The following is a 25,818-nucleotide window of genomic DNA, read 5'->3' on the forward strand; positions in this document are numbered from 1 at the left end:
AATAGGGGAGAACCCCGATACATCATGAATGATGCGGCGGGATTTTCCCCTATCGAAGTACGACTTACGAACCCTAGACGTTCACGCCGAAGTCACGAGCGATTCCGGCGAGGCCGGAGGCGTAGCCCTGGCCCACGGCACGGAACTTCCACTCGGCACCGTTGCGGTACAGCTCACCGAAAACCATGGCGGTCTCGGTGGAGGCGTCCTCGCTGAGGTCGTAGCGAGCGAGTTCGGAGTTGTCGGCCTGGTTCAGTACGCGAATGAACGCGTTGCGCACCTGCCCGAACGACTGCGAACGCGCATCGGCGTCGTAGATCGAGACGGGGAAGGTGATCGTTTCGATCTCCGGCGGGACAGCGGCAAGATCGACCTTGATCTGCTCGTCGTCGCCCTCACCCTCACCTGTGGTGTTGTCACCGGTGTGCTCGATCGAACCGTCGGGGGACTTGAGGTTGTTGAAGAACACGAAGTGTCCGTCGCTCAGTGCCTTCTTCGTCGAGTTCAGCGCAATGGCGCTGGCGTCGAGGTCGAAGTCCGTTCCGGTCGTCGTTCGAATGTCCCAACCGAGTCCGACCGTGACCGCGGTCAGGTTCGGAGCTGCCTTGGTGAGTGAAACATTGCCGCCCTTGCTGAGGCTGACGCCCATGTCTGTCCTTTCGTGTGGATTCCGCTACGACTTTCCACCGTAGTGGTCATCTGTCCGATTTGTGAGGAGCTCGCGGTCACACCGCAGGCCCGATCCTGTTTGTCACAGTTGCACTACGGCAACGTGCACACCACGGCGGGAAGTTCCCGTCAGTACTATCGAGCGGGTGACAAGTCGCTGGCCTGGGGCCTTCCGCCGCGGAGGTGGATCGGAGTCTGCTGCGCGCGCAGCACAGGAGAGCGCCGTCGCTGCCTTCCTCGACATGGACAAACGACAGTCGATCGCATCCACGGGTGTCGACGCAATCCGGGCATTGACTCCGGCACGCGACATAACGTCGTTATGGAACAAGACCGAGAAGAAGTGTTTCGAAGCCGGGGCCGCCTACTTGGCGGCGGTGGATCAGTTCGACGGCCTCACCACTCCCGCAGCACAGAACGCATTCGACGCGGCGACGCGTGCGCTGGGCGAGGCATGCCACGCTGTCGACGAGTTCTACCAAGCGCACCGAATCGACCTCGAACAAGCACGTTCCGCGCTCGCCGCTACCCCGCGCCTTGCTCAGGATGCCAAGGCTCTTGCCGAGAAGGCCCAGTTGGCCGTCGCTGCCGCCGACGACAGCTTCACCGACTACCCGTCGATACGAGCGGCATGGCAGACACTCGACGCCGGCGTGGCCACCCTCGACCGCGCCACCGCGGCGAACGACGCTCTGGGCGTCCGAAATGCCGCCGCCGCAGTTCGTGAAGCCGCAGCAGCGCTGGAGGCTGCAGTCGAGGCCGCTCCGGCCCGGGCCAAGGAAGCGCGCTCGGCTCTCTCGTCGGTCCGCACCCGCCTCGAGGCTGTCCGCACACGCTTCGAACGACTCGCACCCGCCTTCTCGACGTTGCTCCGCGAGTTCAATGTCGCCAGCTCGGCCGACCTCTCGGCCAACGAGCACATGAGCGCCCGATACATCGAGCAGGCCTCGGAAGACCTCGCCGCCGCGCGGGCGGCCGCCGACGCCGGCAACCCCGAACAGACTCTCGACTACATCGCGCAGGCTCGCGCGCGCCTCTCCGACGCCGAGGCCCTTGTCGACGCCGTCACCGATCGGGTCGAATTGCTGCGTGCGGTGAAGGCGAACCCACGGGAGAAGGAACGGGCGGTACGTTTCACGTTGCGAGACGCACAACAGTTGGCTGTGAACCGTGGTCTGGTTGCCGAGTGGGGATCGGTGTTGGATGCTCAGCTGGCTCGAATCGAGAGAGCGAGCACTGCGTTGTCCGGCACTCACCCCGATTACTGGTCCTATCTGCAAGATCTGAATACCATTTCGGGCTTCATCTCCGGGGTTGTCGACAGGATGCGAGGCTCGGCTCGCTGATTGCCGAACTCCAGAATTCATTTGCTCACGAACGCTAAGGACGCCCGGTGCAACACTTTCGACATCTCGATCCCGCAGTGCACGACGCACTGTTCTTCCGGCCACCCAAGAACATTCCCGTCGACGCGGACATCGTCAGTGTCGCAACGGCACTCGGCGCGACGCTGTATATGCCGGCAACACGAACCGATCTGACGGCGACGTTGATCAAACGCAGCCGCATGGGCGTCTGCTCCTTGGTCATCGACCTCGAAGATGCCGTAGCCGATCACGATCTCGAAGAAGCACTCACCAACGCCGTGCGGACACTCGACGAGCTGGCCACGGACGAGGACCTCACCGCGTTGGTCTTCGTCCGGGCCCGTACTCCGGAGCACATTCGCAGGATCTGTTCCGAGATCGCTCACGGTGCCGCCTCCCTCGCCGGTTTCGTGGTGCCCAAGTTCACCGCAGCCAACGGCGCCTCCTTCCTCGACGCCATCGCCGCCGGTTCGAGCGAGCACGGCAAGCGACTGTTCGCGATGCCAGTTCTCGAATCCGCCGAGGTCGTATTCCGAGAGACTCGCGACACCGAACTCGTCGCGGTACGAGAACTGCTTCTGGCACACAGTGACCGAGTACTCGCGGTGCGCATCGGCGCCACCGACATGTGCGGCATGTTCGGTATCCGCCGCGACCGGGACCTGACCATCTACGACGTACGCGTCGTCGCCGACGTCATCAGCGCCATCGTCAACCACCTCGGGCGCAACAACGGAACCGGATTCGTCATCACCGGACCGGTATGGGAGTACTTCGCCGATCACGAACGCATGTTCCGTCCCATGCTCAGACAGACCCCGTTCGTCGAACCCGGGGCAGTGCGATTTCGGCAGCAGCTCGTCAGCAGTGACCTCGATGCTCTCCTTCGCGAAGTCGCATTGGACCGCGCCAACGGTGTTCAAGGAAAGACGGTAATTCACCCGTCTCACGTTCCAGCTGTACATGCACTGTCCGCAGTCACACACGAGGAGTACCACGATGCGCTCGACATCTTGGAATCCGACACCGGCGGTGTCCGAGCTTCGGGTTACGGTAACAAGATGAACGAGCTTGGACCACATCGCAACTGGGCGAGCCAAACATTGCTGCGTGCCGATGCTTTCGGCGTCACCAACGAAAAGATCACATTCGTGGACGTACTCACCGCTCTGGCGGACCGATGAACAACCCGACCGACGGAATCAGAGTCACCGGCACCGGGACGTCCTCGGAGTGGTCGGTAGAGCAACTCGTCCGCCCCGGATTGCGTCGAAACCCCAGGCGTGCACATCTGTTGGTGTCCGAGGTGCTCGGAAAACACATACCGGTCGACCCCGAACTCGTGACCGCCGCGGCGGACCAACTGGGGACGCTCGTACTCGACGCGGTCGGCGGATCGGACGTCGTCGTGCTCGGGTTCGCCGAAACTGCAACAGGTTTGGGACATGGCGTCGCAGCGCGACTCAACGCATATTCCTACCTCCATTCGACGCGTCGCGATGTGCCGGGCCTCGAGGTGTACGGCGAGTTCCAAGAAGGCCATTCACACGCGACGGATCACAAACTGCTGCCGACGTCCGCGGATGTCCTGGCCGTCCCACTTCCGCTAGTGCTTGTCGACGACGAGATATCCACCGGTAAAACGGCACTGGAAGCAATCCGTTCGGTCCACGCCGTTACGCCGCGGGCACATTACGTGATCGCCTCGCTCGTCGACATGCGAAGCGAGGAGCACATTCTCGAGACCGAAGCCGTCGCGACCGAACTCGGCGTCACCATCGTCAGCGTGAGCCTCGCGCAGGGCAGCGTCGAGCTGGCCGACGGACTCGTCGGTGACGTGACCGGACTACCGGACCCGACGTTCAATCCTGCCGCGGAGACGGCGGGCACCGTGACCCGCCTCGATGTGGATTGGCCCGCAACCGTTCCCGACGGCGGCCGTCACGGCTTCCTCTCCTTCGACACTCCGGCCTTCGAGAACGCGATCGCTCACGTTGCCACGCGAGTCGAGACCGTCGTGCCCGCCGGCAGACCCGTAGTGGTCCTCGGTCACGAGGAATTGATGTACCTGCCACTTCGCCTCGCGCTGATCCTCCGCGCGGGTGGCCATCCGGCATTGTTCCAAACTACCACTCGCTCACCTGCTTACGTTCTCGATACACCGAACTATCCGCTGCGTCGCGGCTTCCAGTTTCTGGCGCCGGAGGACGGCGAACCCGAGGCTCGGTATGTCTACAACGCCGACGGCCCGGAGAATGCGTTGCTGATTCTCGTGGTCGACGAGCCTGCAGACACCGACCGTCTGTTCGGCGAAGGTGGTGCCGCTCGCACTCTCGCCGCGTCCGGCGCCGATGTCCTCGTCGTCGTCATCACCGGTGCCGATCCGGTGGCTCTCGCAGTATCGCGCCGGGCAGTGCCCCTGACCGGGCCCGCATTCGGTTCCTACGCCCCTGGTGAGGTGACGTGGCTGCTCAAGGACCTCTCCGGCATCGAGCTCGAAGCCGATGTCGGTGAGCGAGAGAAGCGAATTCAGGCCGGCACAGCGCACTATGCCGAATCGCTGCCCGTAGAGTTTCAGCCCGATCTCGCGTACCGTGAATTGTTCGAAGAAGTCCTGCAGGACAGTGCTTCTCGTCTGGCAGTCGCAGTCGGCACCGTCACCGAACTCGTTCTGGCCGAGCGCGGGCACGACATCGCCCTCGCCTCCTTGGCACGGGCCGGCACACCGATCGGGATCCTGATGCGCCGATGGGCACACCATGCGCACGGACTCGAACTGCCGCACTATGCCCTCTCGATCGTCCGCGACCGTGGAATCGATACTGTCGCACTCAAATACCTCGCAGACAATCATGATCCCCGGTCGGTCGTCTTCGTGGACGGCTGGACGGGCAAAGGTGCCATCGCCCGCGAATTGACAGCTGCGCTCGCGGCATTCGAGGGCGCAGAGTTCAACAGCGAACTCGCAGTTCTGGCCGACCCCGGCCACTGCGCGCGGACCTACGGCACGCGCGATGATTTCCTCATCGCATCTGCCTGCCTCAATTCGACGGTCTCCGGTCTCGTCTCCCGGACGGTCCTCAACCGCGACCTGATCGACGACGGCGAATTCCACGGTGCCAAGTACTACGCCGACCTTGCACCGGACGACGTGTCCAATCACCTTCTCGACACCGTGTCAGCACAATTCGATGCGGTACGCGAGGATGTCGCCCGATCGGTCACCGCAGTATCGAACTCCGATCGCACCCCGACCTGGACCGGATGGGCTTCGGTGGAGAAGGTCCGCGAAGAGTTCGGGATCTCGCATGTCAATTTCGTCAAACCCGGTGTAGGAGAAACCACACGAGTACTTCTCCGGCGAATTCCATGGCGGATTCTCGTGCGCGAGCTCGACGCCCCCGAGCACCGGCATATCCGAATGTTGGCTGCCGCCAGAGATGTTCCGGTGCTCGAGGTACCGGACCTCGCATATTCGTGCATGGGCCTGATCAAGGATGTCACGTGAACACCCTCGTAGCGGTCGACCTGGACCGAACGATGATCTTCTCCGCAGCCGCGTTGGGGTTCGAGGTCGACGACACCGTGGTCTGCGTCGAAATGTTCGAGAGAGCGCCACTGTCCTACATGACCACCGCTGCCGCCGAGTCGCTCCGCACCCTGACTGCCGATGCCGTCGTGGTGCCGACGACGACACGCACGATCGAGCAATTCCAGCGAATCTCACTGCCCGGTGCGCCGTGGCGATTCTCGATCACGAGCAACGGCGGCAACATCCTCGTCGACGGTGAACCCGACCGTGCATGGCGCGCCGGTTTCTCGGACATCGATCTCGGCGGGGTCCGCGAGGAACTGACGCGTCGAACGGGCGGCGACTGGGTTCTCAAGCGTCGGACTGCGGACGATCTTTTCTGCTACCTCGTCGTCGAACCCGCAGCGGTTCCGCCCGAATTTCTCGCGGACTGGTCTTCGTGGTGTGCCGCGCGTGGATGGAACGTCTCGCAACAGGGACGCAAGATTTACACGATGCCCGACGTCGTCTGCAAGAATCGCGCCGTCGCCGAAGTTCTCACGCGCTGCATCGACGACGGCGTTCTCGACGTCGGGGCCCTCACGCTTGCTGCGGGCGACGGCGCACTCGATGCAGACATGCTCATTACCGCCGACCGGTCCATCAGGCCGCGGCACGGAGAGCTGGAGGCGATGAACTTCCAGCACGACGGGTTGGTGGTCACGACGTCGGCGGGTGGTCTCGCAGGCGAGGAGATCCTCACCTGGCTGCATGCCGAGACGGCTCGAGAAGTCGATGGAACCATCCATGCGTCCGCTGCGTCGAACAAGGCAAGGGGTTGACGCACACACGGGGGTACAGGCATGGGCTGGGGAAGAACGGGCTCGAAAGGTAGGCCCTGGACGGGCGCGGATCGTGTTGCATCCGCGGAATCGGGTTCTACGCCGACGCATGTTCCGGAGCACCAGGCATGAGCGGTGATCCTTCGGAAGAACTGCAGCAGACCCTGCGCACACTCGAGAGCATCAGCGGGTTCGGTGACATGTCGGCGCAGGAGTTCGGCGATCTGACTCGCGCCGTCATCTATCAAGAGCGAGACAGTTACGCGTACGGCGGAGGCTACGAGCCCAAGGCAGTGTTCGACGACGACCCGTTCGATGCAATGTCGCATGGGGAGATCTTCGGGAAAGTCGAGCAGTTCCAACCTGAACGGGCCGGGGAGTCCTCCAACAACTGGCGAGCGATCGGAGCCCACGCGGCCGAGGGCGCCGATCAGTTCGCTCAGGCAATGGCCACGGTGAACAGCACCAGCTGGCAGGGCCCATCAGCCACCGCCGCAGTCGACGGTGTGCAGGCGTACACGAAGTCGACCGCAGAGTTGAAGACGACTGCGCATCTCGTGGCGAACAAGCTGCTCGAGGCATATACGGGTCTTCAGCAGACCAAGGCGAGCGTTCCGCCTCCGCTGCCTACCGGCCCGTTCGAGAAAGTGCTCGACGCGACTCCTGGTTTTCTCGTGCCCGGTGCGTTGAAGCAGGCCCAATACGCACGTGAAGAGGCCGAAGAAGCTGCGCGCCAGGTCATGCGCAGTGTGTACATGCCGGTCGTGCATCAATCCGACGACCAAGTTCCGATTCTGCCGACCGCGCTCGATCCGGTCACCGACGGTGGCGCGGGTGACGCTGGCAGGTACCGACCGGGTACCAAGGGCCTCGGCTTCGATGCGCAACCCATTCCTCGAGCGGACGCTTCGGCCACCGGGCCCGGATCCGGCAATGGTGCTTCGGGGCAGACCGGTTCACCTGCCTCCGACGGCGGTGCTCTTCGATCTCCCGCATCGGATGCTCGGGACACCGGGACAGAGGCGTCGAGTTGGGCGCCCGGTGAGGCACCACAGTCGACGCAGCCGCCGACCGGTCCGGCAGGGGCGCAGCAAGGGTCCAATGCCCCCTCCGGATCATCACCAGCGGGGTCCTCACCCGGTGGCTCGGTTCTGGGCAGCCCACTCGGTGGTCCCCGAGCTTCTGGTCCAGGCGGTTCTGGTCCAGGCGGGTCAGGTGCCGGCGGCTCAGGTTCCCGGGGCGGCAGTTCAGGCGGTACCGGTTCTCGGTTCGGCGGGGGCTCCGGCGGTACGGGCTCGGGGTCGGGCATGGGTGGGTTCAATCGCCCTGGGGTCGGCGGCTCGGTTCTCGGGGCTCCTGGCCAGGGCGGTACCGCGGCTGGGGGCCAGGGATCGACCGGAGGATCCGGTACGGCCGCCGGCCGTGCCGGTACCCCGGGAATGGGCGGAATGTCGCCTGGCGCAGGTCGCGGTGGGCCGGGGGGCGCAGACGACGTCCACAAGACGCCCGGCTATCTGGTCGATGCCGTCAATGGAGACGAATTGATCGGCACGCTGCCACTTGTCGTTCCACCGGTGCTCGGCGGGTGAAAGAGCGCGAGTGGACCATGACCGGCCTCGAGTTTCGGGTCATGATGGAACAGTTCGGGCGCGATCGATTGCCGTTCCCACTGCAAATTCGTGCGACGGCAAGCTCGGCAGCCGAATATCACCGTCAATGCCACGAGGCGTCGATAGGCATCGCGACGAAGATGGACGAAGACCTGCGCGAGGCCGGACGGATCCTTCTCGACCCGCGGTTTCGAATCGAAGTCGTCGGCCATACGAGGAGCACGAGTGCAGCCGACGGTTCCGGGGACGTCAAGATCCGTGGCCATGCCGCGATCCGACACGACAGTGCAGCGGTGCTGATCCAACAACCCGGACTCGATGATTCCTCCGGCGGCCCGGTGACGGTTCGCTTGGTCGCCTCGTATCGCGCCGTGAATCGAGTGCTGGACGCACTGCCCGAAGCCCCGAAGGGCACCAACCCCCGCATCGACATCCCGCGGTCTTCTCCGATCGGACAATCGACCGCGAACTCGGTCGTGTTCGAGAACGCCACAGGGTCGACCTCCAAGGAGCACTTCGATCGGCTTCTGGGCCGACGTCGAACCAGCGCAGGCGAAATCCTCGTCTGCCCTGGCAAAGCCACCGACAATCGAGTGGAAAAGGACTTGGCTGGTTTTCACTGGGTGGACAACGCCGATGACGGTCGATACCTGGTCCGGTCCGGTTCTACTGTCAGCGTCATTCCCGCCTCCGATTCCGACGTGGCCGCGGAAGTCCGAAGGCTGGCCACAGAGTTGGCAGCCGAGACCTGAAGCCGGGAACTTCGTCCACAGCATTCGGACATTTCGACCCAGTACATTGGTGTGCGCACTTCACGACCCGCTCTCATCGAAAAGGACACACATTGTCTGCTCCAGCCGGTCAGCCCTTGGCGAAGGGACAAAACGGTCCGATCACCGTGAACAACGTGGTCGTATCCGTGCAGCTCAGCGCTCCTGCCGACCTGTCGGCACTTCTGGTAACCGGGGACGGCAAAGTCCGCACCGACGCGGACTTCGTCTTCTTCAATCAGCCGACCGGACCTGGTGTTCGTCTGGCCCCCGGTGCCGCTGGACAACCCGGACAGTTGTCGATTGCGCTGACCGAGATCCCCGCCGACATCGAACAGATCCGCGCAGTCATCACCCTCGACGACGCTTCGAGCAGCTTCGGCCGAGCCGCCCCACCGACCGCTCGCATCGCCGACGCGCAGGGCAATGTGTTGTACGAGTACGTCGTCGACGGCCTGAGCAGTGAGTCCATCGTGATCGCTGTGGAGGTGTACCGACGCTCGGGCACGTGGAAAGTTCGGGCAGTAGGACAGGGCTACTCCGGTGGTTTCGCCGCATTGGTCACCGACCACGGTGTGTCCGTCGACGATGCTCCCACCGCGCAACCGGCAACCCCGGCTCCTCCCGTACCGACACCACCCGCACCGACACCACCCGCACCGACACCACCGCCGTCAGGCCCATCCGAGGTCAGTTTGACGAAAGCCCGTCCGGTCAGCTTGACCAAGGGTCAGAAGGTCACCCTGCGCAAGGACGGTGGCGTCGCGCTGACGAAGATCCGGATGGGTCTGGGATGGGACCCGGTGGCCGCACCCAAGAAGACCGGCTTCTTCGGCGGTGGCGGACGCAGTGGGGCCATCGACCTGGACGCGTCGGCGATCATGTTCGCCGGGCGCAACGTGGCAGACGTCGTGTATTACGGCCAGCTGAAGGCCAAGGACGGGTCGATCCTGCATCAGGGCGACAACCTGACCGGCGCCGGCGAGGGCGACGACGAGGTAGTGAACGTCGACCTCACTCGTGTTCCCGCGAATGTGACGGCGATCGTGTTCACGGTGACCTCGTACCGAGGACAAACTTTCGAGCAGGTCGAGAACGCATTCTGCCGCCTCGTCGACGACACCAACAACGCCGAGCTCGCCCGCTTCACGCTCCAGGGCGGGATGCCGTTCACCGGCCTCGTCATGGCAAAGGTCTACCGCGAGGGTGGTAACTGGAAGCTTCAGGCAATCGGTGACGGCATCGCCGCCAAGCACGCAGGCGAAGCCGTTCCGCATCTCGGCAAGTACATCTAGTCCACTCGCATGGGCACGGAAACCGCCTGCGGTGCGGTGGTTTTCGTGACCCGATGCGTATCCGGCGCATGGTCGAGCACTCCGCCCACCGGATCGTCCACCCCGCCCAGTCTCACGAGATCCTCGTCCGGACGATAGATCTGCCGAACTATCAACGCGCACAGTGCGATCACGGCAATGTCACGCACGACGACGGTAGCGGTGAACCACTGCTCCGGGACGCCCTTGTCGGCGACACCGAGGTAGTAGTACATCCGGGGGAACCAGACGAAGGCGTCGATCGCCATCCAGGCCAACAGCACTCTTCGATGCGGTAGCGCGAGCACAGCCAGCGGCACGAGCCACAGTGAGTACTGCGGACTCCACACCTTGTTGGTCAGCAGGAACCCGGCGACGACGAGGAAGCTCAGCTGCGCCAATCGCGGACGCATCGGAGCATTCATCGCGATGTAGGCGATACCGGCGCACACGGCAACGAACAGCACCATTGTGACGGTGTTGAGAAACAGCGGTTTGTCACCCGGGTACAAGGTTCCGTCGAATCCACTCCATCCGGTGAACGACGAGATGACGTTGTAGATCGAATCCGGGTCGGCAGCGCGCGTGGAGTTGAGCCGAAAGAACTCCGACCATCCGCTCGGAAACAGGAGTGCGATAGGAAGATTGACAGCCAGCCACGCCCCCAGCGCGGCACCGGCGGTCAGAGACCATTCGCGCATTTTCCCAGCGCGCCAACACAATACGAGCAGCGGGCCGAGGAGAAGCAGGGGATACAACTTGGTCGCGCCGCCGAGACCGAGCAGAACACCGGCCAGTACGGGTCGCTTCTTACCCCAAGCCAAGATTCCTACGGCAGCGAAAGCTGTTGCCAAAGCATCGAAATTGGTGAAACCGTGCACGATGACCAGTGGTGAACCTGCCACGAGGGCCGCATCCCAGATGCGCCGGCCGGCCGACATCGCTGTCGCCCAGACGGTGACCAACCATGCAAGGGCCAACCCGATCGCGACGACATTGAAGTAGATCACCACCGAGAGCGCCTGCGGCAGCCAGGAGATCGAGCTCCATGCCTTGGCCACGACCATCGAGCCGTACTGATACATCCCCGACAGGACCGGATACTCCATGTAGCGAATCTGAGTGGTTCCGTCCGCGGCCACTTCTTCCCACGACTTCTTGTACGGGAAGGCACCCTGATCCAAGCGCTCTGCGCCGTACAACGGAACTGTGTCGGAATAGCACATTGCAACGTACTGGCGGCTGCCACTCCAGTCGAGACCGAGCGATCCCTCTGGTCCGTTGGGCGCCTGTTGAATACAGCCGGCCTTGGCGAACCAACCGAAGCTCAGGAACAGCACGGCGAGGAGCAACACCACCCGAAGCGGCGTCAGAAATCGCTGCCGGCCGATCAGTGCGTGCTTCCCCGCCGATCCACCGATGACCGCAGCGAACTCTGCGGTCATCGGGTCGTTCGCGCCCGGGAGATCTCGGGCTACGTTCGAGGAGCGGTCGGGTGCCAACGGCCCCGGGCTCGCGACGACTTTCCTCGCCCCGGGTTCGATGGCTCTGTCGTCGCTCACCCCGTCACGTTACCGAGCCGGAGCAGGTTCGAGCTCTTTTTGGGGCGTCTGTGGTGTGGCGGGTTCGGTCGTCTGCGACTGCGCCGGCGCCGGTGCGAGACCAGGTAGCGGAATCGTCACCCCTGGAAGGATCTCGACCTGGCGCGGTGTGATCACGACGGGCGGCGAAATCTCCGTCGGGATCGGCAACGTGATCGGCGGTGGTGGCGTCACCACTGCTGCGCTGGGTGGTGTCGTGGACGGGGCTGCGGGAGCGGAGTACTGCGGCACACCGGCCTGACCGGCGATCGGCTCCGGCGTCGGGAAGGACTCGTTGGACGTTCCTTCCAACGCACCGTCCATAGTGTCCTTCCAGATGTCCGACGGGAGTCCGGAACCGTAGATCGATCCGCCGTAGCTGTTCTGCAGCGGAAGTCCCTGTTCGGTTCCAACCCATACTGCCGTCGACAGTGACGGGGTGTACCCGACCATCCAGGCATCCTTGTTCTCGCCGGTGTCGCCGAGTTGCGCAGTGCCAGTCTTCGCGGCGGATTGACGGCCGCCGTCCAGATTGTGGCCCTTGGAGTATCCGGCAATCGGCCGCATCGCAGCGGTGACGTTGTCCGCAACAGCAGCGGAAGTGACCTGCTCGCCTGCCTCTGCGCCCCGATCCAACAGGACCGTTCCGTCGGCCGTCACGACGCGCTGCACGAAGTGCGGTGCGTGGTAGACGCCGGACGCAGCGAGCGTCGCATAGGCGGAGGCCATGTCGATCACGCGAGACTGGTACTGGCCGAGCACGATTCCGTTGTTCGGTCCGGCACCGTTCGGCTCGGTCAACGTGGGACCAACGCCCGGGATTTCCTCGGGAATTCCGAGCTTGTGTGCCATGTCGGCGATCGCCTGCGAACCGTTGTCCATCGACAACTGCAAGCGGTAGAAGCTCGTGTTGAGAGAGCGTTTGAGCGCCTCTGCAATGGTGCACGTTCCGCAGGATTCGCCCTCGACGTTGCTGATGGGGATGCCGTTGACGGTAAGCGGTGAGCTGTCGAACATCTGCGAAAGCGGAATACCCTGATCCAGTGCCGCCGCAAGGCCGAAGACCTTGAACGAGGACCCCGTCTGCAGGCCCGACTGGGCGAAGTCGAATCCGCCGCCGTCCGAGCCGCCGTAGTAAGACTTGACCGCACCCGTGCGTGGGTCGATCGAAACGGACGCCGCGCGCAGCTCGGAGGGCTCGCCCTCCATGTTCGAATCGACCGCATCGATCACTGCAGCCTGCGCCACCGGATCGATCGTCGTGGTGATCTGCAATCCCTCGGTGTTGAGGTCCTGCTCACTGACGCCCGCCGCGGACAATTCACGCAGGACCTGGGACTTGATCAGCCCGTTGGGGCCGGAGTCACTGTCACCGGCGTCGGCCTGCGCACCTGGAATCCACCGTGGATACTGCATCTCCGCACGCTGCGCCTGCTCCAGGCTGCCCTGCGCGACCATGCCGTCGAGCACGTAGTTCCACCGAGTCTGAGCTCCGGTCGGGTTGAACTCGGGGTCGAGGTTCGACGGCTGCTGGATGGTGGCCGCCAGCATGGCACCTTCTTCGACGGTCAACTGATCGACCGGCTTGTCGAAATACGCCGTCGACGCGGCCGCGATGCCGTACGCACCTCGGCCGAAGTAGATCGTGTTCAGGTATGCAGCCAGGATGTCGTCCTTGGACCACTGACGAGCCATCTTCGATGAGATGACCAGCTCACGCATCTTTCGTGTCAAGCTGCGTTCGGATCCGACGAGGGCATTCTTGACGTACTGCTGGGTGATGGTCGAGCCACCGCCTGCACTGTCGCGTCCGAGAACGTTGTCACGCAATGCGCGTCCGAATCCGGTGACCGAGAAGCCGGGATTCGAATAGAAATCCCTGTCCTCCGCTGACAGCACTGCGTTTCGCACGTGCAACGGCACCTGCTCGATCGAGACATCGGTGCGATTGCCCTCGGGGGGCACGACCTTACCGAGCACACTCGAACCATCGGACGCCAGAATGGTGGCGACCTGGTTGGTCTTGATGTCACCCGGGCGTGGGACGTCCTCGACCGTGTAGGCGACCATGAACGTCAGAATCGGAATGATCATCCCCAACGCGATCAGCGCGTACAGCGTTCGACGGGCGACCCGCCACTTGGACTTCTTCTTCGTGTTCGCGGCGGAACCTCTCTCGGGCGGTTCGGGCGGTTCGTTGCCCGAGGAACGTGGGGGCGGGTTGTCCGGCGGTCCGGTCGGTGGAAGCCCACCGGCACCGCGCGCAATGGGCGGACCCGTTTCAGGGCCGCGATTGGGCAGCGGAGGGCGCCCGGGCAGTGGACCAGCCGGGCCGTTGCCCGTAGGTGGACGGCCTGTCGGTGGACGGCCTGCGGGTGGACCGCTCGTCGGTCGGCCCGCTTGCGAAGGCCCGCCCGGTACGGGTCGACCGGCCTGCGGCTGGGGGCCCTGTGGTCGTAGCGGCGGACCCTGTTGGCCTCCTGGCGGCGGACCCTGCGGCCGACCCGGAGGCGGACCCTGCGGCCGACCCGGGGGCGGACCCTGCGGCCGACCCGCGGGCGGTCCTTGCGGACGACCCGGAGGCGGACCCTGCGGTCGACCCGGAGGCGGACCCAGTGGTCGACCCTGCGCGTCCCGTCGAACACCGGGAGGTGGGCCCATGGGAGGACGGCCGGGAGGCGGGCCGCCTGCGCCGGGGGTGTTGTCGCTGCCGCCAGGTGTGTTGTCGCTGCCACCAGGCGTGTTGTCGTAGGGGGAACTCACGTACAGGTCTCCAGTGGTTGCGGCTGGCACATCCGTATGCCGACCGGGGTTGTCAGCGACGCGATGTGTGTCACTCGCTCGCTGTTCGACGGTTCGGTTCGCGAGATCCCGATCGGGGCCGTCGCGGTTGCTTCGGGGTGGGAACTGCACCTAGTACATAGGACTGAACCAGGTGATTCCAACTGCAGGAACGACAGACTTCCACGACGTGAACCGAGAACTCCTCCTGCGTCGCCGCAAGGCGAACGAGTTCGTCAGCTGTGCGCGCCGAACCCGAGAGTGTCCCCAGCTTCTCGCCGAACACCCACGAGACGAGGGTGAGCTGCTCCTTGCGGCAGATCGGGCATGCGACGTCGCTACCGCGGCCGTGGAACTTGGCCGCACGCAGTAGATAGGGATCGGCATCACACACTGCGGCCACGCCGGTCCTGCCCGAATACACCTCGGCGAGCAGTGACCGTCGCTGAAGGGCGTAGTCCACCACCTGTCGCTGAAGTCGCACGAGGACCAGAGTACGTGCGGCGCCAGACACGCGAACCGGGCATCCCGACTCTTATGCGACAACGACGAGCAATCTCTCGCTGAAATTGACTCCGCCCACGAGGCTTCACCTGTGCCGAAGCGTTTACCTGTGGCGATGCGCACAGGTCTCGCGGGCGACCTTCGAGCTGCATTTCGGCGAACCAGCGGCACGGATATGTCGACGCATATATCGGCTCGATACATTCTGTGTATATGCTTGGGAATCGCATCAGCAAATTGCGGTACAGACATCAGAGGAGGAGGGTCGCATGCTCGAACTCGCAATCCTCGGTTTGCTCCTCGAAGCACCGATGCACGGATACGAACTCCGCAAGCGTCTGACCGGACTCCTCGGTGCATTTCGAGCCTTCTCGTACGGCTCGTTGTATCCAGCCTTACGCCGCCTGCAGGCGGACGGGTTGATTGCCGAGGATGCGGGGCCGGACACCCTCGTGAAACGTCGGGCACGGCGTGTGTACGAGCTCACTCCGCAAGGTAAGAAGCGCTTTGCAGAGTTGGTTGCCGACACCGGACCACAGAACTACACCGACGACGGATTCGGCGTTCACCTCGCCTTCTTCAGTCGCACACCGGCAGAAGCCCGGGTGCGCATCCTCGAAGGCAGGCGACGTCAGGTCGAGGAGCGCCGTGAAGGACTCCGCGACGCCGTGGGGCGAGCCAACGGGACGCTCGACCGGTACACCAGTCAGCTTCACCAACTCGGCCTCGAATCGAGCGATCGCGAAGTGCGGTGGCTCAACGAAGTAATCGCAGCCGAGCAGGCGGGCCCGTCCGCCACCTCCACCACGAATCCGAACAATGTTTCCAAGACAGAAGGAGAACCCGACCATGGGTGAGAACAGCAACGCCATCCGCGTGGCCATTGTGGGTGTGGGCAACTGCGCCTCATCCCTGGTCCAGGGCGTGGAGTACTACAGGAATGCCGACGAGAACACCACCGTTCCCGGCCTCATGCACGTCAAGTTCGGCAAGTACCACGTCCGCGACGTCGAGTTCGTCGCTGCGTTCGACGTAGACGCCAAGAAGGTCGGCTTCGATCTCTCCGACGCGATCTTCTCCAGCGAGAACAACACGATCAAGATCGCCGACGTGCCGCCGAAGAACGTTCAGGTACTGCGCGGACCGACCCTCGACGGACTCGGCAAGTACTACCGCGAGACCATCACCGAGGCCGACGCCGAAGCAGTCGACGTTGCCCAGGCCCTCCGCGACGCGAAGGTCGACGTCCTCGTCTCCTACCTTCCCGTCGGATCCGAAGAAGCCGACAAGTTCTACGCGCAGGCATCGATCGACGCAGGCGTCGCATTCGTCAACGCTCTCCCCGTCTTCATCGCCAGCGACCCCGTCTGGGCCAAGAAGTTCGAAGACGCGGGCGTCCCCATCGTCGGCGACGACATCAAGAGCCAGGTCGGCGCCACCATCACGCACCGCGTCATGGCAAAGCTGTTCGAAGATCGCGGCGTCCAGCTCGACCGGACCATGCAGCTCAACGTCGGCGGCAACATGGACTTCCTCAACATGCTCGAGCGCACCCGCCTCGAGTCGAAGAAGATCTCCAAGACCCAGGCCGTAACGTCGAACCTCCAGAAGGAGTTCAACGCCAAGGACGTTCACATCGGACCTTCGGATCACGTCGGCTGGCTCGACGACCGCAAGTGGGCCTACGTTCGCCTCGAAGGCCGCGCCTTCGGCGACGTGCCACTGAGCCTGGAATACAAGCTCGAGGTATGGGACTCGCCCAACTCGGCCGGCGTCATCATCGATGCGGTTCGCGCAGCGAAGATCGCCCTCGATCGTGGCATCGGCGGACCGGTCATCCCGGCGTCTGCTTACCTGATGAAGAGCCCGCCCAAGCAGCTTGCCGACGACATCGCGCGCACGCAGCTCGAAGCGTTCATCATCGACGCGTAATCAGCTTCACTTCCTGCCCGGGTGCGCATGGTCGGTCTCAACTGACGACCATGCGCACCCGGGCAGAATGCTGTGTAGTGGAAGATTTCACCGCCCACGAACCTCGGGCAGGAGCGAAGATCCTAGCGTGGGACCTTCAGCTTGCGGATGACGAAGGCAAGGGCGACAAGCAGTCCGAGTAGGACGACCGACGCCCATACGCTCGGATCGCCACCGACGATGCCTGCTACTGCAGCCACGAACGCCATCAGCGCGAAGAACCCCAGAATGCCCGCCAGCATTTGGAGATGATCGCCCGCTGTCACGACTTGACTCCGCCTGCAGTCAGGCCGGAGATGATGCGACGTTGGAACAGCAGCACCATGATCACCAGCGGGATCGCGACGATGGTGCCTGCCGCCATGATCGCCGCGTACGGAACCACATGCGGGTCGTTGCCGGAGAACCGAGCAATGGCCACCGTCACTGGTTCGGTCTTGTCGCTGGAGAGCTGACTTGCCAAAAGATATTCGTTGACTGCCGCGATGAAGGCCAGGATGGCAGTGGTGAACAATGCCGGTGCTGCGAGAGGCAACATGACCAGCCGGAACGCCTGAAAGCGTCCTGCGCCGTCGATACGGGCGGCTTCTTCGAGCTCCCAAGGCAATTCGGCGAAGAACGCGGCCAGGGTGTAAATGGTCAGCGGCAACACGAACGAAATGTTCGGGATGATCATCGCCTGGTAGGTACCGATCCACCCGATGTCGGTGAAGAATTGAAACAGCGGCGTCACCAATGCCACAACCGGGAACATCGAGGCGCCGAGCACGATACCGACGACGATGTACTTGAACCGAAAGTCGATCCGCGAGAGCGCATACGCGGAAAAAATGCCGATGACAAGCGCAACGAGAGTGGTTGCACCGCCGATGATCAGACTGTTGATCACTGCTCGAATGAAGTTGTTGCCGTTGCTCGTCGACAACGCGTTGGAGAAGTTCTCCATCGTCACATGCGTCGGCCACGGCGTCGTATCGAAGGTGTAGCGCGGATCTCGTAGCGCGGTCACCACCATCCAGTAGAACGGTGCCAGGCCCCAGATCAGGATGATCGCCACGCCGAGATAGATGCGAGCGGTTTTCATCGCAGTACTCTTCATCGGACCACACCCTTACGCTGATTCTCCTGCGTGGCAACCGCATTGGCTCCGAGGAACTTCACCAGAATGAACGCGACCATGAAGATCATGATGAACGAGATGGTCGAGAGCGACGCGGCACTGTTGAATCCCTGCCGGATCTGCTCCACCACCAGAATGGAAATGGTGCGGGTAGCCGGGTTGCCTTCGGTGAGAATGGCAGGCAGGTCGTACATTCTGAGCGCATCCATCGTGCGGAACAGGATCGCCACCATCAGGGCCGGTTTCACCAGCGGCAACGTGATCTTCGTCAGCCGCTGCCACGCCGACGCACCGTCCACTCGGGCAGCTTCGTAGACGTCGGCCGGAATCATCTGCAACCCGGCAAGAATGAGCAGCGCCATGAACGGCGTCGTCTTCCATACGTCGGCGATGATGACCGCGAAACGTGCGGGCCAGGCATCACCGGTCCACAGAATGTTGGTGCCGAGAAGCTTGTTGGCGATACCGTCGTAGGCGAAGATGAAGTACCAGAGCTTCGCTGTCACAGCCGTCGGGATAGCCCACGGAATCAGGATCGCGGCGCGCAGCAGTGCGCGTCCGGCGAAAGTCTTACCCATGATGACAGCCATCCCGAAGCCGATGACGACCTCGATGGATACCGTCACCACCGTGAAGAAGGCGGTGTTGCCTACCGCTCCCCAGAACTGGGAGCCGAGCGTGCCGGGCGGGCACGGAACAAGCGTCCCCGACGCGGAAGTGCACTGCTGCAGAATCCAATGCGTGTAGTTGGAGAACCCTGCACTGCCTCCCTTGACGAACATGCCGGTCGCCGGGTCCAGGCCCGCGTCCTTCTGAAAGGACATGATGACCGCACGTACGACGGGGTACGCGATGACTATGGCCAGGATGATCAGCGTCGGTGCTATCAGTAGCCACGCTCGCCCACTGGAGAGCCCGAACTTTGCTTTCTTCTCGGTGCTTGTATGCCGACCGCGGCCGGGGGATTCTCCCCCGGCCGCGGTCGTGTCTACAGCCCCACTGGCTTGACCAGTAGGTACAGCCATCGTGTGTTCTCCTGTAATGCTTCGAAAGAACGGCGGTGAACGGACGAGCTAGTTGGAACCGGCGGACTCGATGCCGGCCTGCATGTCCGTGATGGCCTGGTCGACCGACTTCTCACCCTTGATTGCTGCAAACGTGTTGTCCTGCACGGCCTTCGAGACGGCCGGGTAGAACGGGCTGACGGGACGAGGAACAGCGTTCTCGATCGACAGCTTCAGCGCCGGCAGGTACGGCATCTCGGCGATGAGGGCCGGGTCGTCGTAGAGCGAGCTGAGCACGGGCGGAAGTGCACCCTCGGCGATGATGCGCTGAGCCTGCTCACCCTGAAGGAATCGCAAGAAGTCGGCGGAAGTTGCCTTGTTCTCGGAGAATTCGCTGATGGCAGCGTTGTAGCCGCCGAGCGTCGAGGTTCCGACGCCGGTTGCGCCGGGCAGCGGTGCTACGGCGTACTTGCCTGCAACGGCGGAGCCTTCCTTGGCTGCGGTGCCGTAGACGTACGGCCAGTTACGCAGGAACAGGGCCTTCCCGTCCTCGAATGCCTGCTGACTCTCGGGCTCCTTGAACGTGGTGTCCTGCGCCGGGATGACTCCGGTCTCGAAAGCGGTGACGAGAGCCTGCAGACCCGCCTTGGCTTCCGGGCTGTCGACGGTGGGAGTCTTGCCGTCTTCGCCGACGAACGATCCGCCGTATGCGTTGATGATCTCCGACGTGTTGACCGTAAGACCCTCGTACGACGCGAACTGACCTGCGTAGCAGTCGATGTTGTTGGTCTTGGCGACCGCACAGTCGTTGGTCAGCTCGGCCCACGTGGTGGGCGCCTTCGGCAGCAGGTCGCTGCGGTAGAACAGCAGACCGCCATTGGTGTTCTTCGGAGCGGCATACTGCGTGCCGTTGTAGGTGGCGCTCTTGACGGTCGACGGCAGGATGCCCGCATTGTCGAGCGCGAACTCACCTTCGAGCGGAACGAGCCATCCCTTGGCTGCAAACTCTGCGGTCCAGATGACGTCGAGCGCCATCACGTCGTAGTCGCTCTGCTCAGCCTGAAGATGCTGGACCAGGTCGTCGTGGGCCTGGTCGGCGTCGTTGGACTGCTCCTTGAACGTGACCTGCTCGTCCGGGTGAGTCGAGTTCCACTCGTCGATGATCTGCTTGACGACACCGGTTTCGGTGGTGTCCTTGCCTTCGACGTAGGTGATGGGGCCGCGGCCGTCGGTGTTTTCCGACGCAGAATCGCTGGAACCGCTGTCACTGGAACACGCGGTCAGCGTCAGCAGCGTTGCGGCTGTCGCCAGCACCGCCACCTTCGAGATCAAAGACGCCATTAGTTTGTCTCTCCACTAACTTCGTACAGGTTGGTATGCGCAGGGACGGTCTCGGCGTTATCGACCCACGGTGTGATCGACCCACGGTGAGGTCGACCACAGTGAGACACCGAGTGTGCTGCCCCCGACGCACATGTCGATACGCACTCTGGCACACAACTCACCCGATGGGCGTGATTTCGTCCCTCCTGAATCGGTCAACCGAGTTGTCGGTGGGGCGTTGTAGCGTCCTACCGGTGAGTTCGGACAAGATGTTGACCCGCATCGGCGGACTGCTGCGCCAAGCCGAGTCCACCGACAACCCCCACGAGGCCGAGGCCTTTATGGAGGCCGCCCAGCGGTTGGCAACGGCGACGTCGATCGACCTTGCCGTTGCGCGTTCGCACAACGCTTCCCGCGAGAAGCAGGTGGCACCGGCCCAACGCGTCATCAGGATCGGCGAGGCCGGCAAGAAGGGGCTTCGCACGTTCGTGAAGTTGTTCCTCGTCATCGCCTTCGCGAACGACGTCAAGTGCGACATCTCGCGATCGTCGACTCAGGTGTTCGCGTACGGCTTCGACTCCGACATCGACACCTGCGAGGCGCTGTATTCGAGCCTGCTGATCCAGATGGTCCGAGCCTCGGACGCGTACATCAAGTCAGGTGCCTACCGGAACGAAACGGCCGTACGCACTGTCACGGAAACCATCGGTCGGAAAAAGTACAAACGCCAAGAAGTTGTCGTCGTTGCCGGCGTCACCGCCAGGATCAACTTCCAGACGGCTTTTGCCGAGCGCATCGGAAAGCGGCTCGAGAGCGTCAAGCAGGAGGCCGAGACAAAGGCAATCGAAGAGGAGAGCCGCGGCGCCGGAACCGCAGTGGTGTTGCGTAACAAAGCAATCGAACTGAAGGACTTCTATACCTCGACGTCGAAGGCGCGAGGATCGTGGCAGAGCCAGTCCGCCAATGCCGGATACTCCCGTGGTGCACGCGCCGCAGGCGACCGGGCAGGACGCGCTGCGCGCCTGGGCGGTGAGCCCGAGCTGGGGCGCGGTTCAACGCAGCTCGGAAGGTGATGGGCCAGCTCGTCGACGGCAAATGCACCGTGTGGGTAGTCGCCGACGGCGTTCGCGCGATCGGGCCCCACTCGATGGAACAGCCTGCAACACTGAATGTGGCCGCTCTCCTACCACCGGAAGATTGACGCCGATGTCCTACGACGAACAGCTCGCGGAACGGATTCGCTCAGCGCTTGCCTCGGTATCGGTCGTCGAAAAGAAGATGTTCGGCGGCCTGCAGTTCCTGGTCGACGGAAAGATCGCTATCGGCGCCACAGTTGATGGCGATCTACTGGTCAGATGCGACCCGTCGCGCACCGATGACCTGATCGGTAGGCCAGGAGCCCAACGTGCCGACATGCGTGGCCGGAAGATGAGCGCCGGGTGGATCACCGTCTCGCCAGAGGAAACCCGGGGCGCCGACTTGCAGTTCTGGGTCGCGGTTGCGTTGGAGAACAGGGCACTGGACCACAGGCCGTGAGCTCACGCCGGGTGAACAACAGGGACTCCCAACGATCGAAGGTCTACGACGCCGAAGCCATGGTTCGCGTCATGTTCGATCGTGCAGACGAGCGCGGACTACGCACCGTCGAGATGTTCGGTTCGACCATCACGCTGCCGATCGAACGGAAGTTCGCGTCGCTCGAGTCGGTGCAGAGCTACGTCGACGCGGTCTTGGCGTTGAACTGGGTTCGTGAAACCTGGCCGCATGCCGGATCGGTAGTACAGGTCCGTGAACGTTCGGGCACCGGCGCTTCGCACTACGAGCGGGATACCCACACCATCGCGGTGCCGCTACACCGCAACAACGACGCGTGGGCGCTGCGCGAACTGGTCGTCCTGCACGAGCTCGCGCACCACTTCGAACCTGCTGAACTCGATGCTGCGTCTCACGGCGGGGAGTTCGTCGATCGATTCGTCACGTTGGTCGGGGAAATCATCGGTCAGGAAGCTGGTTTCGTACTGCGCGCCACCATGGCCGAGAACGGTGTGAAGATCGGTTGATGCGGATGCGCTACGAGGAAGCGCATCATGGAAATCATGACTATCAAAATCGGCGTTCAGCTCCAGCCCCAGCACGCACCCGACTACCAGATCATTCGTGACGCGGTTCTGCGCGCGGAGGACGCCGGCGTCGATATCGTCTTCAACTGGGATCACTTCTATCCGCTGTACGGCGACCTCGACGGTGCCCACTTCGAATGTTGGACGATGCTGGGCGCTTGGGCGGAGCAGACGTCCAACGTAGAGATCGGGGCCCTGGTCACCGGCGGTGGTTACCGCAACCCGGATCTTCTCGCCGATATGGCCCGCACCGTCGACCACATCAGTGGTGGCCGGTTGATCCTCGGCATCGGTGCCGGCTGGAACCAGAAGGATTACGACAACTTCGGCTACGACTTCGGCACAGCGGGTTCGCGCCTGAAGTTGTTGAGCGAAAACCTCGCTCGCATCAGCAATCGCCTGGCTGTCGGCAATCCCGCACCGACACGTGAGATTCCCATCCTCATCGGTGGGGGCGGGGAGAAGAAGACGCTCAAGATGGTCGCCGAGTATGCGCACATCTGGCACAGCTTCGCCGACCTCGAAGAGCTGAAGCGCAAGTCCGGGATTCTCGCCGAGCACGGAGTCACCGTCGGACGCGATACCTCGGTGATCACGAAGTCGGTGCCGTGGCCCGGGGCCGACAAAGCGCCGGAGTTTCTCGACGCCGGAGCCACCTTGTTCACCGTCGGAATCGGCGGTCCGGAGTACGACATGAAGGAGCTGAACGACGCCATCGGGTGGCGCAACAGCCAGCGGTGAAGACCGGTCGGGAATGGACTGCGGTGAGTACTGGTTGAGCTTGGCGGCAATCTGATTTCCGAGTGCTCACGGCTTCGCGATAGCCTCGGACGTCATTTCACTTGTTTCGCACCGAGGAGTTCACTCTTGACCAGTCGACGTTTACGCGGCCGCGCCCTGGCCGCAGTAGCTGCCACGCTCGCACTCACGCTCGGGGCCGTCGCATGTTCGAGTGACAACAGCTCGGGCGGAACGGGCGAGAACGCCCTTGCCGGCTCTGACCAGACTTCCCTCGACAAGTACACGACGGACGATGTCACCCCGCTCGATCAGATCGATACCTCGAACATCGGTCTGATCGAGCCCGGCAAGCTGTACGTCGGCACCTTGTCCGACGCTCCGCCGAACATTTTCATCGACCCGTCGGGCAAGTTCACCGGCTTCGACAACGAGCTGCTCCGCGCCGTCGCCGCCAAGCTGAACCTGACCGTCGAGTTCTCGGCCACCGAGTTCTCCAGCTTGCTCGCCGCGGTGAACAACAAGGTCTACGACGCTGGTTCCTCGTCGATCTCCACCACCGATGCGCGTCGCCAGACCGTCGGGTTCACCAACGGTTACGACTTCGGTGAGATGGCGCTCGTCGCCAAGAACGACTACGCGATCAAGACCATCGCCGATCTGGACACCGAGCAGCGCATCGGCGTGGTTCAGGGCACTGTCCAGGACGATTACGTCACCAACACCCTCGGTATCGAGCCCGTACGTTTCCCGGATTACAACACCGCGTACGCGAATGTGAAGTCCGGCCAGATCGACGCATGGGTCGCGCCGTCGCAGCAGGCTTCCGGCCAGGTCAAGGCCGAGGACGGCGTCGCAATCCTCGAGAAGACGATCAACACCACCAACTTCACGGCATACGCGGTGAACAAGGACAATCAGCCGTTGATCGACGCTCTCAACTCCGGTCTCGACGCCGTCGTCGCCGATGGGACGTGGAACACCCTCGAGAACGAGTGGTACCCCGAGCGCCAGGTTCCCGCCGACTGGAAGCCGGGCAGCAAGGCTTCCGTCCTGCCTGCAAGCTGATATGAGCACACTGTCGAATCTGTACGACACGTTCTTCGATTGGGACCTCATCTGGGACACCGTTCCCAAGCTGATCACCGTCGGATTGCCGAACACCCTGATTCTCGCTGCTTCGTCCGGGGTGATCGGCACGGTGATCGGGATCGGGTTGGCGGTAGCGGGCATCTCCCGCTCCCGCTGGCTCCGATGGCCGGCGCGGATGTACACAGATATCTTTCGCGGACTTCCAGCGGCGGTCGTCATTCTTCTCATCGGCCTCGGTTTTGGTCCGACGCTGACCCAATTGACCGGCAGCCGAAACCCTTTCCCGCTTGGCATCGCGGCATTGGCGCTGATGTCGGCCGCATACTTCGGTGAAATCTTCCGTTCCGGCATTCAAAGTGTCGATCCGGGTCAGATGGAAGCCTCACGCGCACTGGGCTTCAGCTACCGCCGTTCGATGGCCCTGGTCGTGATGCCTCAGGGCATCCGACGCGTACTGCCTGCCACGGTCAATCAGTTCATCTCGCTGATCAAAGACAGCTCGCTGATCTATTTCCTCGGTTTGCTGGCCTCGCAACGCGAGTTGTTTCGAGTCGGACAGGACACCGCCGCACAGACCGGTAACCTCTCACCGCTGCTGGCGGCGGGCGTGTTCTATCTGATCCTGACCATCCCGCTGACGCACCTCGTCAACTTCATCGACAAGCGCATGCGCTCCGGTAAGGCCGATACTTCGGGCACGCTCGATCCCTTGGAAGTATCAATCGTGGTGGAGAGGTAAGTAATGGCTGTCTCATTGACCGGCACCGACATTCATCTCGCTTTCGGTGCCAACAAGGTGCTCAGGGGCGTGAACATTCACGTCGATGCGGGCCGCACCACCACCGTGATCGGGCCTTCGGGATCAGGCAAGTCGACGTTGCTCCGTGCGCTCAACCGCCTCCATGAACCCGACCAGGGCGACGTTCTGCTCGACGGAAAATCGGTGTTGAAGGACAACCCGGACGAGTTGCGCCAGCGCATCGGCATGGTGTTCCAACAGTTCAACCTGTTCCCACACAAGACGGTCGCGGACAATGTCTCGCTCGGCCTCCGCAAGCTCAAAGGTCAGTCGAAGGACGAGGCACGCGCTGCGGCGATGGAGCAACTCGAGCTCGTCGGTCTGTCGAACAAAGCAGATTCGCGCCCGGGCAACCTCTCCGGCGGCCAGCAGCAACGCGTCGCCATCGCTCGGGCACTCGCCATGAAACCCGAGGTGATGTTCTTCGACGAGGCGACATCGGCTCTGGACCCCGAGCTTGTCAAGGGTGTGCTCGCACTGATGGCCGACCTCGCCTCCGGCGGTATGACGATGGTCGTCGTCACGCACGAAATGGGTTTCGCGCGTTCGGTGTCGAACAAGGTGTTGTTCATGGATCACGGTAGTGCCATCGAAACCGGTACCCCGGAACAACTTTTCGACGACCCGCATACCGATCGGCTGAAGCAGTTTCTCTCGCAGGTCCTGTAGGGAACTGCGCGGCACTTCGATATCGCCTACCGTTC

At 63.0% G+C, this 25,818-nt stretch carries 22 protein-coding genes and 1 pseudogene; 15 read left to right on the plus strand and 8 right to left on the minus strand.

Annotated elements, in window-relative coordinates; all coding sequences use genetic code 11:
• Nucleotides 1-73: 73 nt before the first annotated feature.
• Nucleotides 74-649, minus strand: coding sequence for a TerD family protein (locus H2510_RS05750; protein ID WP_084345828.1), 576 nt, complete (start codon nucleotides 647-649; stop codon nucleotides 74-76).
• 262 nt (nucleotides 650-911) lie between these two features.
• Here H2510_RS05750 and H2510_RS05755 point away from each other — a divergent pair, with 262 nt between their 5' ends.
• The 7 genes from H2510_RS05755 (at nucleotide 912) to H2510_RS05785 (ending at nucleotide 10,064) form a co-directional block, all read left to right on the plus strand.
• Nucleotides 912-2,015, plus strand: a complete 1,104-nt coding sequence (locus tag H2510_RS05755) for a hypothetical protein (protein WP_186627645.1) — start codon at nucleotides 912-914, stop codon at nucleotides 2,013-2,015.
• A 47-nt stretch (nucleotides 2,016-2,062) separates the two neighbouring features.
• Nucleotides 2,063-3,220, plus strand: coding sequence for an HpcH/HpaI aldolase/citrate lyase family protein (locus H2510_RS05760; protein WP_186627383.1), 1,158 nt, complete (start codon nucleotides 2,063-2,065; stop codon nucleotides 3,218-3,220).
• A complete protein-coding gene (locus H2510_RS05765) occupies nucleotides 3,217-5,544 on the plus strand; it encodes a phosphoribosyltransferase (protein WP_186627384.1) in 2,328 nt (775 codons plus the stop codon). The genes H2510_RS05760 and H2510_RS05765 overlap by 4 nt, the downstream gene beginning before the upstream one ends.
• On the plus strand, nucleotides 5,541-6,389 hold the full coding sequence (locus H2510_RS05770) for an HAD family hydrolase (protein WP_315901256.1): 849 nt from the start codon (nucleotides 5,541-5,543) through the stop codon (nucleotides 6,387-6,389). The genes H2510_RS05765 and H2510_RS05770 overlap by 4 nt, the downstream gene beginning before the upstream one ends.
• Before the next feature lie 128 nt (nucleotides 6,390-6,517).
• A complete protein-coding gene (locus H2510_RS05775; protein WP_186627385.1) occupies nucleotides 6,518-7,978 on the plus strand; it encodes a hypothetical protein in 1,461 nt (486 codons plus the stop codon).
• A gap of 17 nt (nucleotides 7,979-7,995) precedes the next feature.
• Nucleotides 7,996-8,751, plus strand: coding sequence for an ESX secretion-associated protein EspG (locus tag H2510_RS05780; protein WP_186627386.1), 756 nt, complete (start codon nucleotides 7,996-7,998; stop codon nucleotides 8,749-8,751).
• 116 nt (nucleotides 8,752-8,867) lie between these two features.
• Nucleotides 8,868-10,064 carry a TerD family protein gene (locus tag H2510_RS05785; RefSeq protein ID WP_186627647.1) on the plus strand — a complete coding sequence of 399 codons (1,197 nt, stop codon included), beginning with the start codon at nucleotides 8,868-8,870 and terminating at the stop codon, nucleotides 10,062-10,064.
• Here the strand turns inward: H2510_RS05785 and H2510_RS05790 are convergent.
• The 3 genes from H2510_RS05790 to H2510_RS05800 form a co-directional block, all read right to left on the minus strand.
• Nucleotides 10,061-11,527, minus strand: coding sequence for a glycosyltransferase 87 family protein (locus tag H2510_RS05790; protein WP_261392785.1), 1,467 nt, complete (start codon nucleotides 11,525-11,527; stop codon nucleotides 10,061-10,063). The genes H2510_RS05785 and H2510_RS05790 overlap by 4 nt on opposite strands.
• A gap of 126 nt (nucleotides 11,528-11,653) precedes the next feature.
• Nucleotides 11,654-13,756 (minus strand): transglycosylase domain-containing protein, encoded by a 2,103-nt coding sequence (locus H2510_RS05795; RefSeq protein WP_261392786.1) that lies wholly within the window; start codon nucleotides 13,754-13,756, stop codon nucleotides 11,654-11,656.
• 739 nt (nucleotides 13,757-14,495) lie between these two features.
• Nucleotides 14,496-14,927 carry a DUF5318 domain-containing protein gene (locus H2510_RS05800; protein WP_186627387.1) on the minus strand — a complete coding sequence of 144 codons (432 nt, stop codon included), beginning with the start codon at nucleotides 14,925-14,927 and terminating at the stop codon, nucleotides 14,496-14,498.
• Between the two features lie 289 nt (nucleotides 14,928-15,216).
• Between H2510_RS05800 and H2510_RS05805 the strand changes: the two genes are divergently transcribed.
• Nucleotides 15,217-15,804 (plus strand): PadR family transcriptional regulator, encoded by a 588-nt coding sequence (locus H2510_RS05805; RefSeq protein WP_186627388.1) that lies wholly within the window; start codon nucleotides 15,217-15,219, stop codon nucleotides 15,802-15,804.
• On the plus strand, nucleotides 15,797-16,879 hold the full coding sequence (locus H2510_RS05810; RefSeq protein ID WP_186627389.1) for an inositol-3-phosphate synthase: 1,083 nt from the start codon (nucleotides 15,797-15,799) through the stop codon (nucleotides 16,877-16,879). The genes H2510_RS05805 and H2510_RS05810 overlap by 8 nt, the downstream gene beginning before the upstream one ends.
• A gap of 122 nt (nucleotides 16,880-17,001) precedes the next feature.
• On the opposite strand, the gene H2510_RS05815 is transcribed toward H2510_RS05810, so the two are convergent.
• Genes H2510_RS05815 through H2510_RS05830 form a run of 4 tightly spaced genes read right to left on the minus strand, consistent with a single transcriptional unit; the run spans nucleotide 17,002 to nucleotide 20,383 of the window.
• Entirely contained in the window at nucleotides 17,002-17,184 is a 183-nt protein-coding gene (locus tag H2510_RS05815; protein WP_186627681.1) for a hypothetical protein, read from the minus strand.
• Nucleotides 17,181-18,002: a carbohydrate ABC transporter permease gene (locus H2510_RS05820; RefSeq protein ID WP_084345837.1), complete on the minus strand. Its 822-nt coding sequence runs from the start codon at nucleotides 18,000-18,002 to the stop codon at nucleotides 17,181-17,183. The genes H2510_RS05815 and H2510_RS05820 overlap by 4 nt, the downstream gene beginning before the upstream one ends.
• Nucleotides 18,003-18,013: 11 nt before the next feature.
• Nucleotides 18,014-19,063 (minus strand): carbohydrate ABC transporter permease, encoded by a 1,050-nt coding sequence (locus H2510_RS05825; protein WP_186627390.1) that lies wholly within the window; start codon nucleotides 19,061-19,063, stop codon nucleotides 18,014-18,016.
• 48 nt (nucleotides 19,064-19,111) lie between these two features.
• A complete protein-coding gene (locus H2510_RS05830; protein WP_084345838.1) occupies nucleotides 19,112-20,383 on the minus strand; it encodes an ABC transporter substrate-binding protein in 1,272 nt (423 codons plus the stop codon).
• Between the two features lie 236 nt (nucleotides 20,384-20,619).
• Here H2510_RS05830 and H2510_RS05835 point away from each other — a divergent pair, with 236 nt between their 5' ends.
• The 6 genes and pseudogenes from H2510_RS05835 (at nucleotide 20,620) to H2510_RS05865 (ending at nucleotide 25,783) form a co-directional block, all read left to right on the plus strand.
• Complete coding sequence (locus H2510_RS05835; protein ID WP_186627391.1) at nucleotides 20,620-21,438, plus strand: DUF2786 domain-containing protein; 819 nt, start codon at nucleotides 20,620-20,622, stop codon at nucleotides 21,436-21,438.
• Nucleotides 21,439-21,571: 133 nt separating this feature from the next.
• Entirely contained in the window at nucleotides 21,572-21,901 is a 330-nt protein-coding gene (locus H2510_RS05840) for a TfoX/Sxy family protein (protein WP_186627392.1), read from the plus strand.
• A gap of 11 nt (nucleotides 21,902-21,912) precedes the next feature.
• On the plus strand, nucleotides 21,913-22,425 hold the full coding sequence (locus H2510_RS05845; protein ID WP_186627393.1) for a TIGR04338 family metallohydrolase: 513 nt from the start codon (nucleotides 21,913-21,915) through the stop codon (nucleotides 22,423-22,425).
• 36 nt (nucleotides 22,426-22,461) lie between these two features.
• Nucleotides 22,462-23,226 (plus strand): LLM class F420-dependent oxidoreductase, encoded by a 765-nt coding sequence (locus tag H2510_RS05850; RefSeq protein ID WP_186627394.1) that lies wholly within the window; start codon nucleotides 22,462-22,464, stop codon nucleotides 23,224-23,226.
• Nucleotides 23,227-23,352: 126 nt separating this feature from the next.
• Nucleotides 23,353-25,054, plus strand: a pseudogene (locus H2510_RS20735) (ABC transporter substrate-binding protein/permease).
• A 3-nt stretch (nucleotides 25,055-25,057) separates the two neighbouring features.
• The gene (locus H2510_RS05865; protein ID WP_084345842.1) at nucleotides 25,058-25,783 is read left to right on the plus strand and encodes an amino acid ABC transporter ATP-binding protein; all 726 of its coding nucleotides are present in this window, start codon (nucleotides 25,058-25,060) and stop codon (nucleotides 25,781-25,783) included.
• The last annotated feature ends 35 nt before the right edge of the window (nucleotides 25,784-25,818 follow it).

The organism is Rhodococcus sp. BP22, from assembly GCF_014281965.1.
In the GTDB taxonomy this organism is placed as follows: Bacteria; Actinomycetota; Actinomycetes; order Mycobacteriales; family Mycobacteriaceae; genus Rhodococcoides.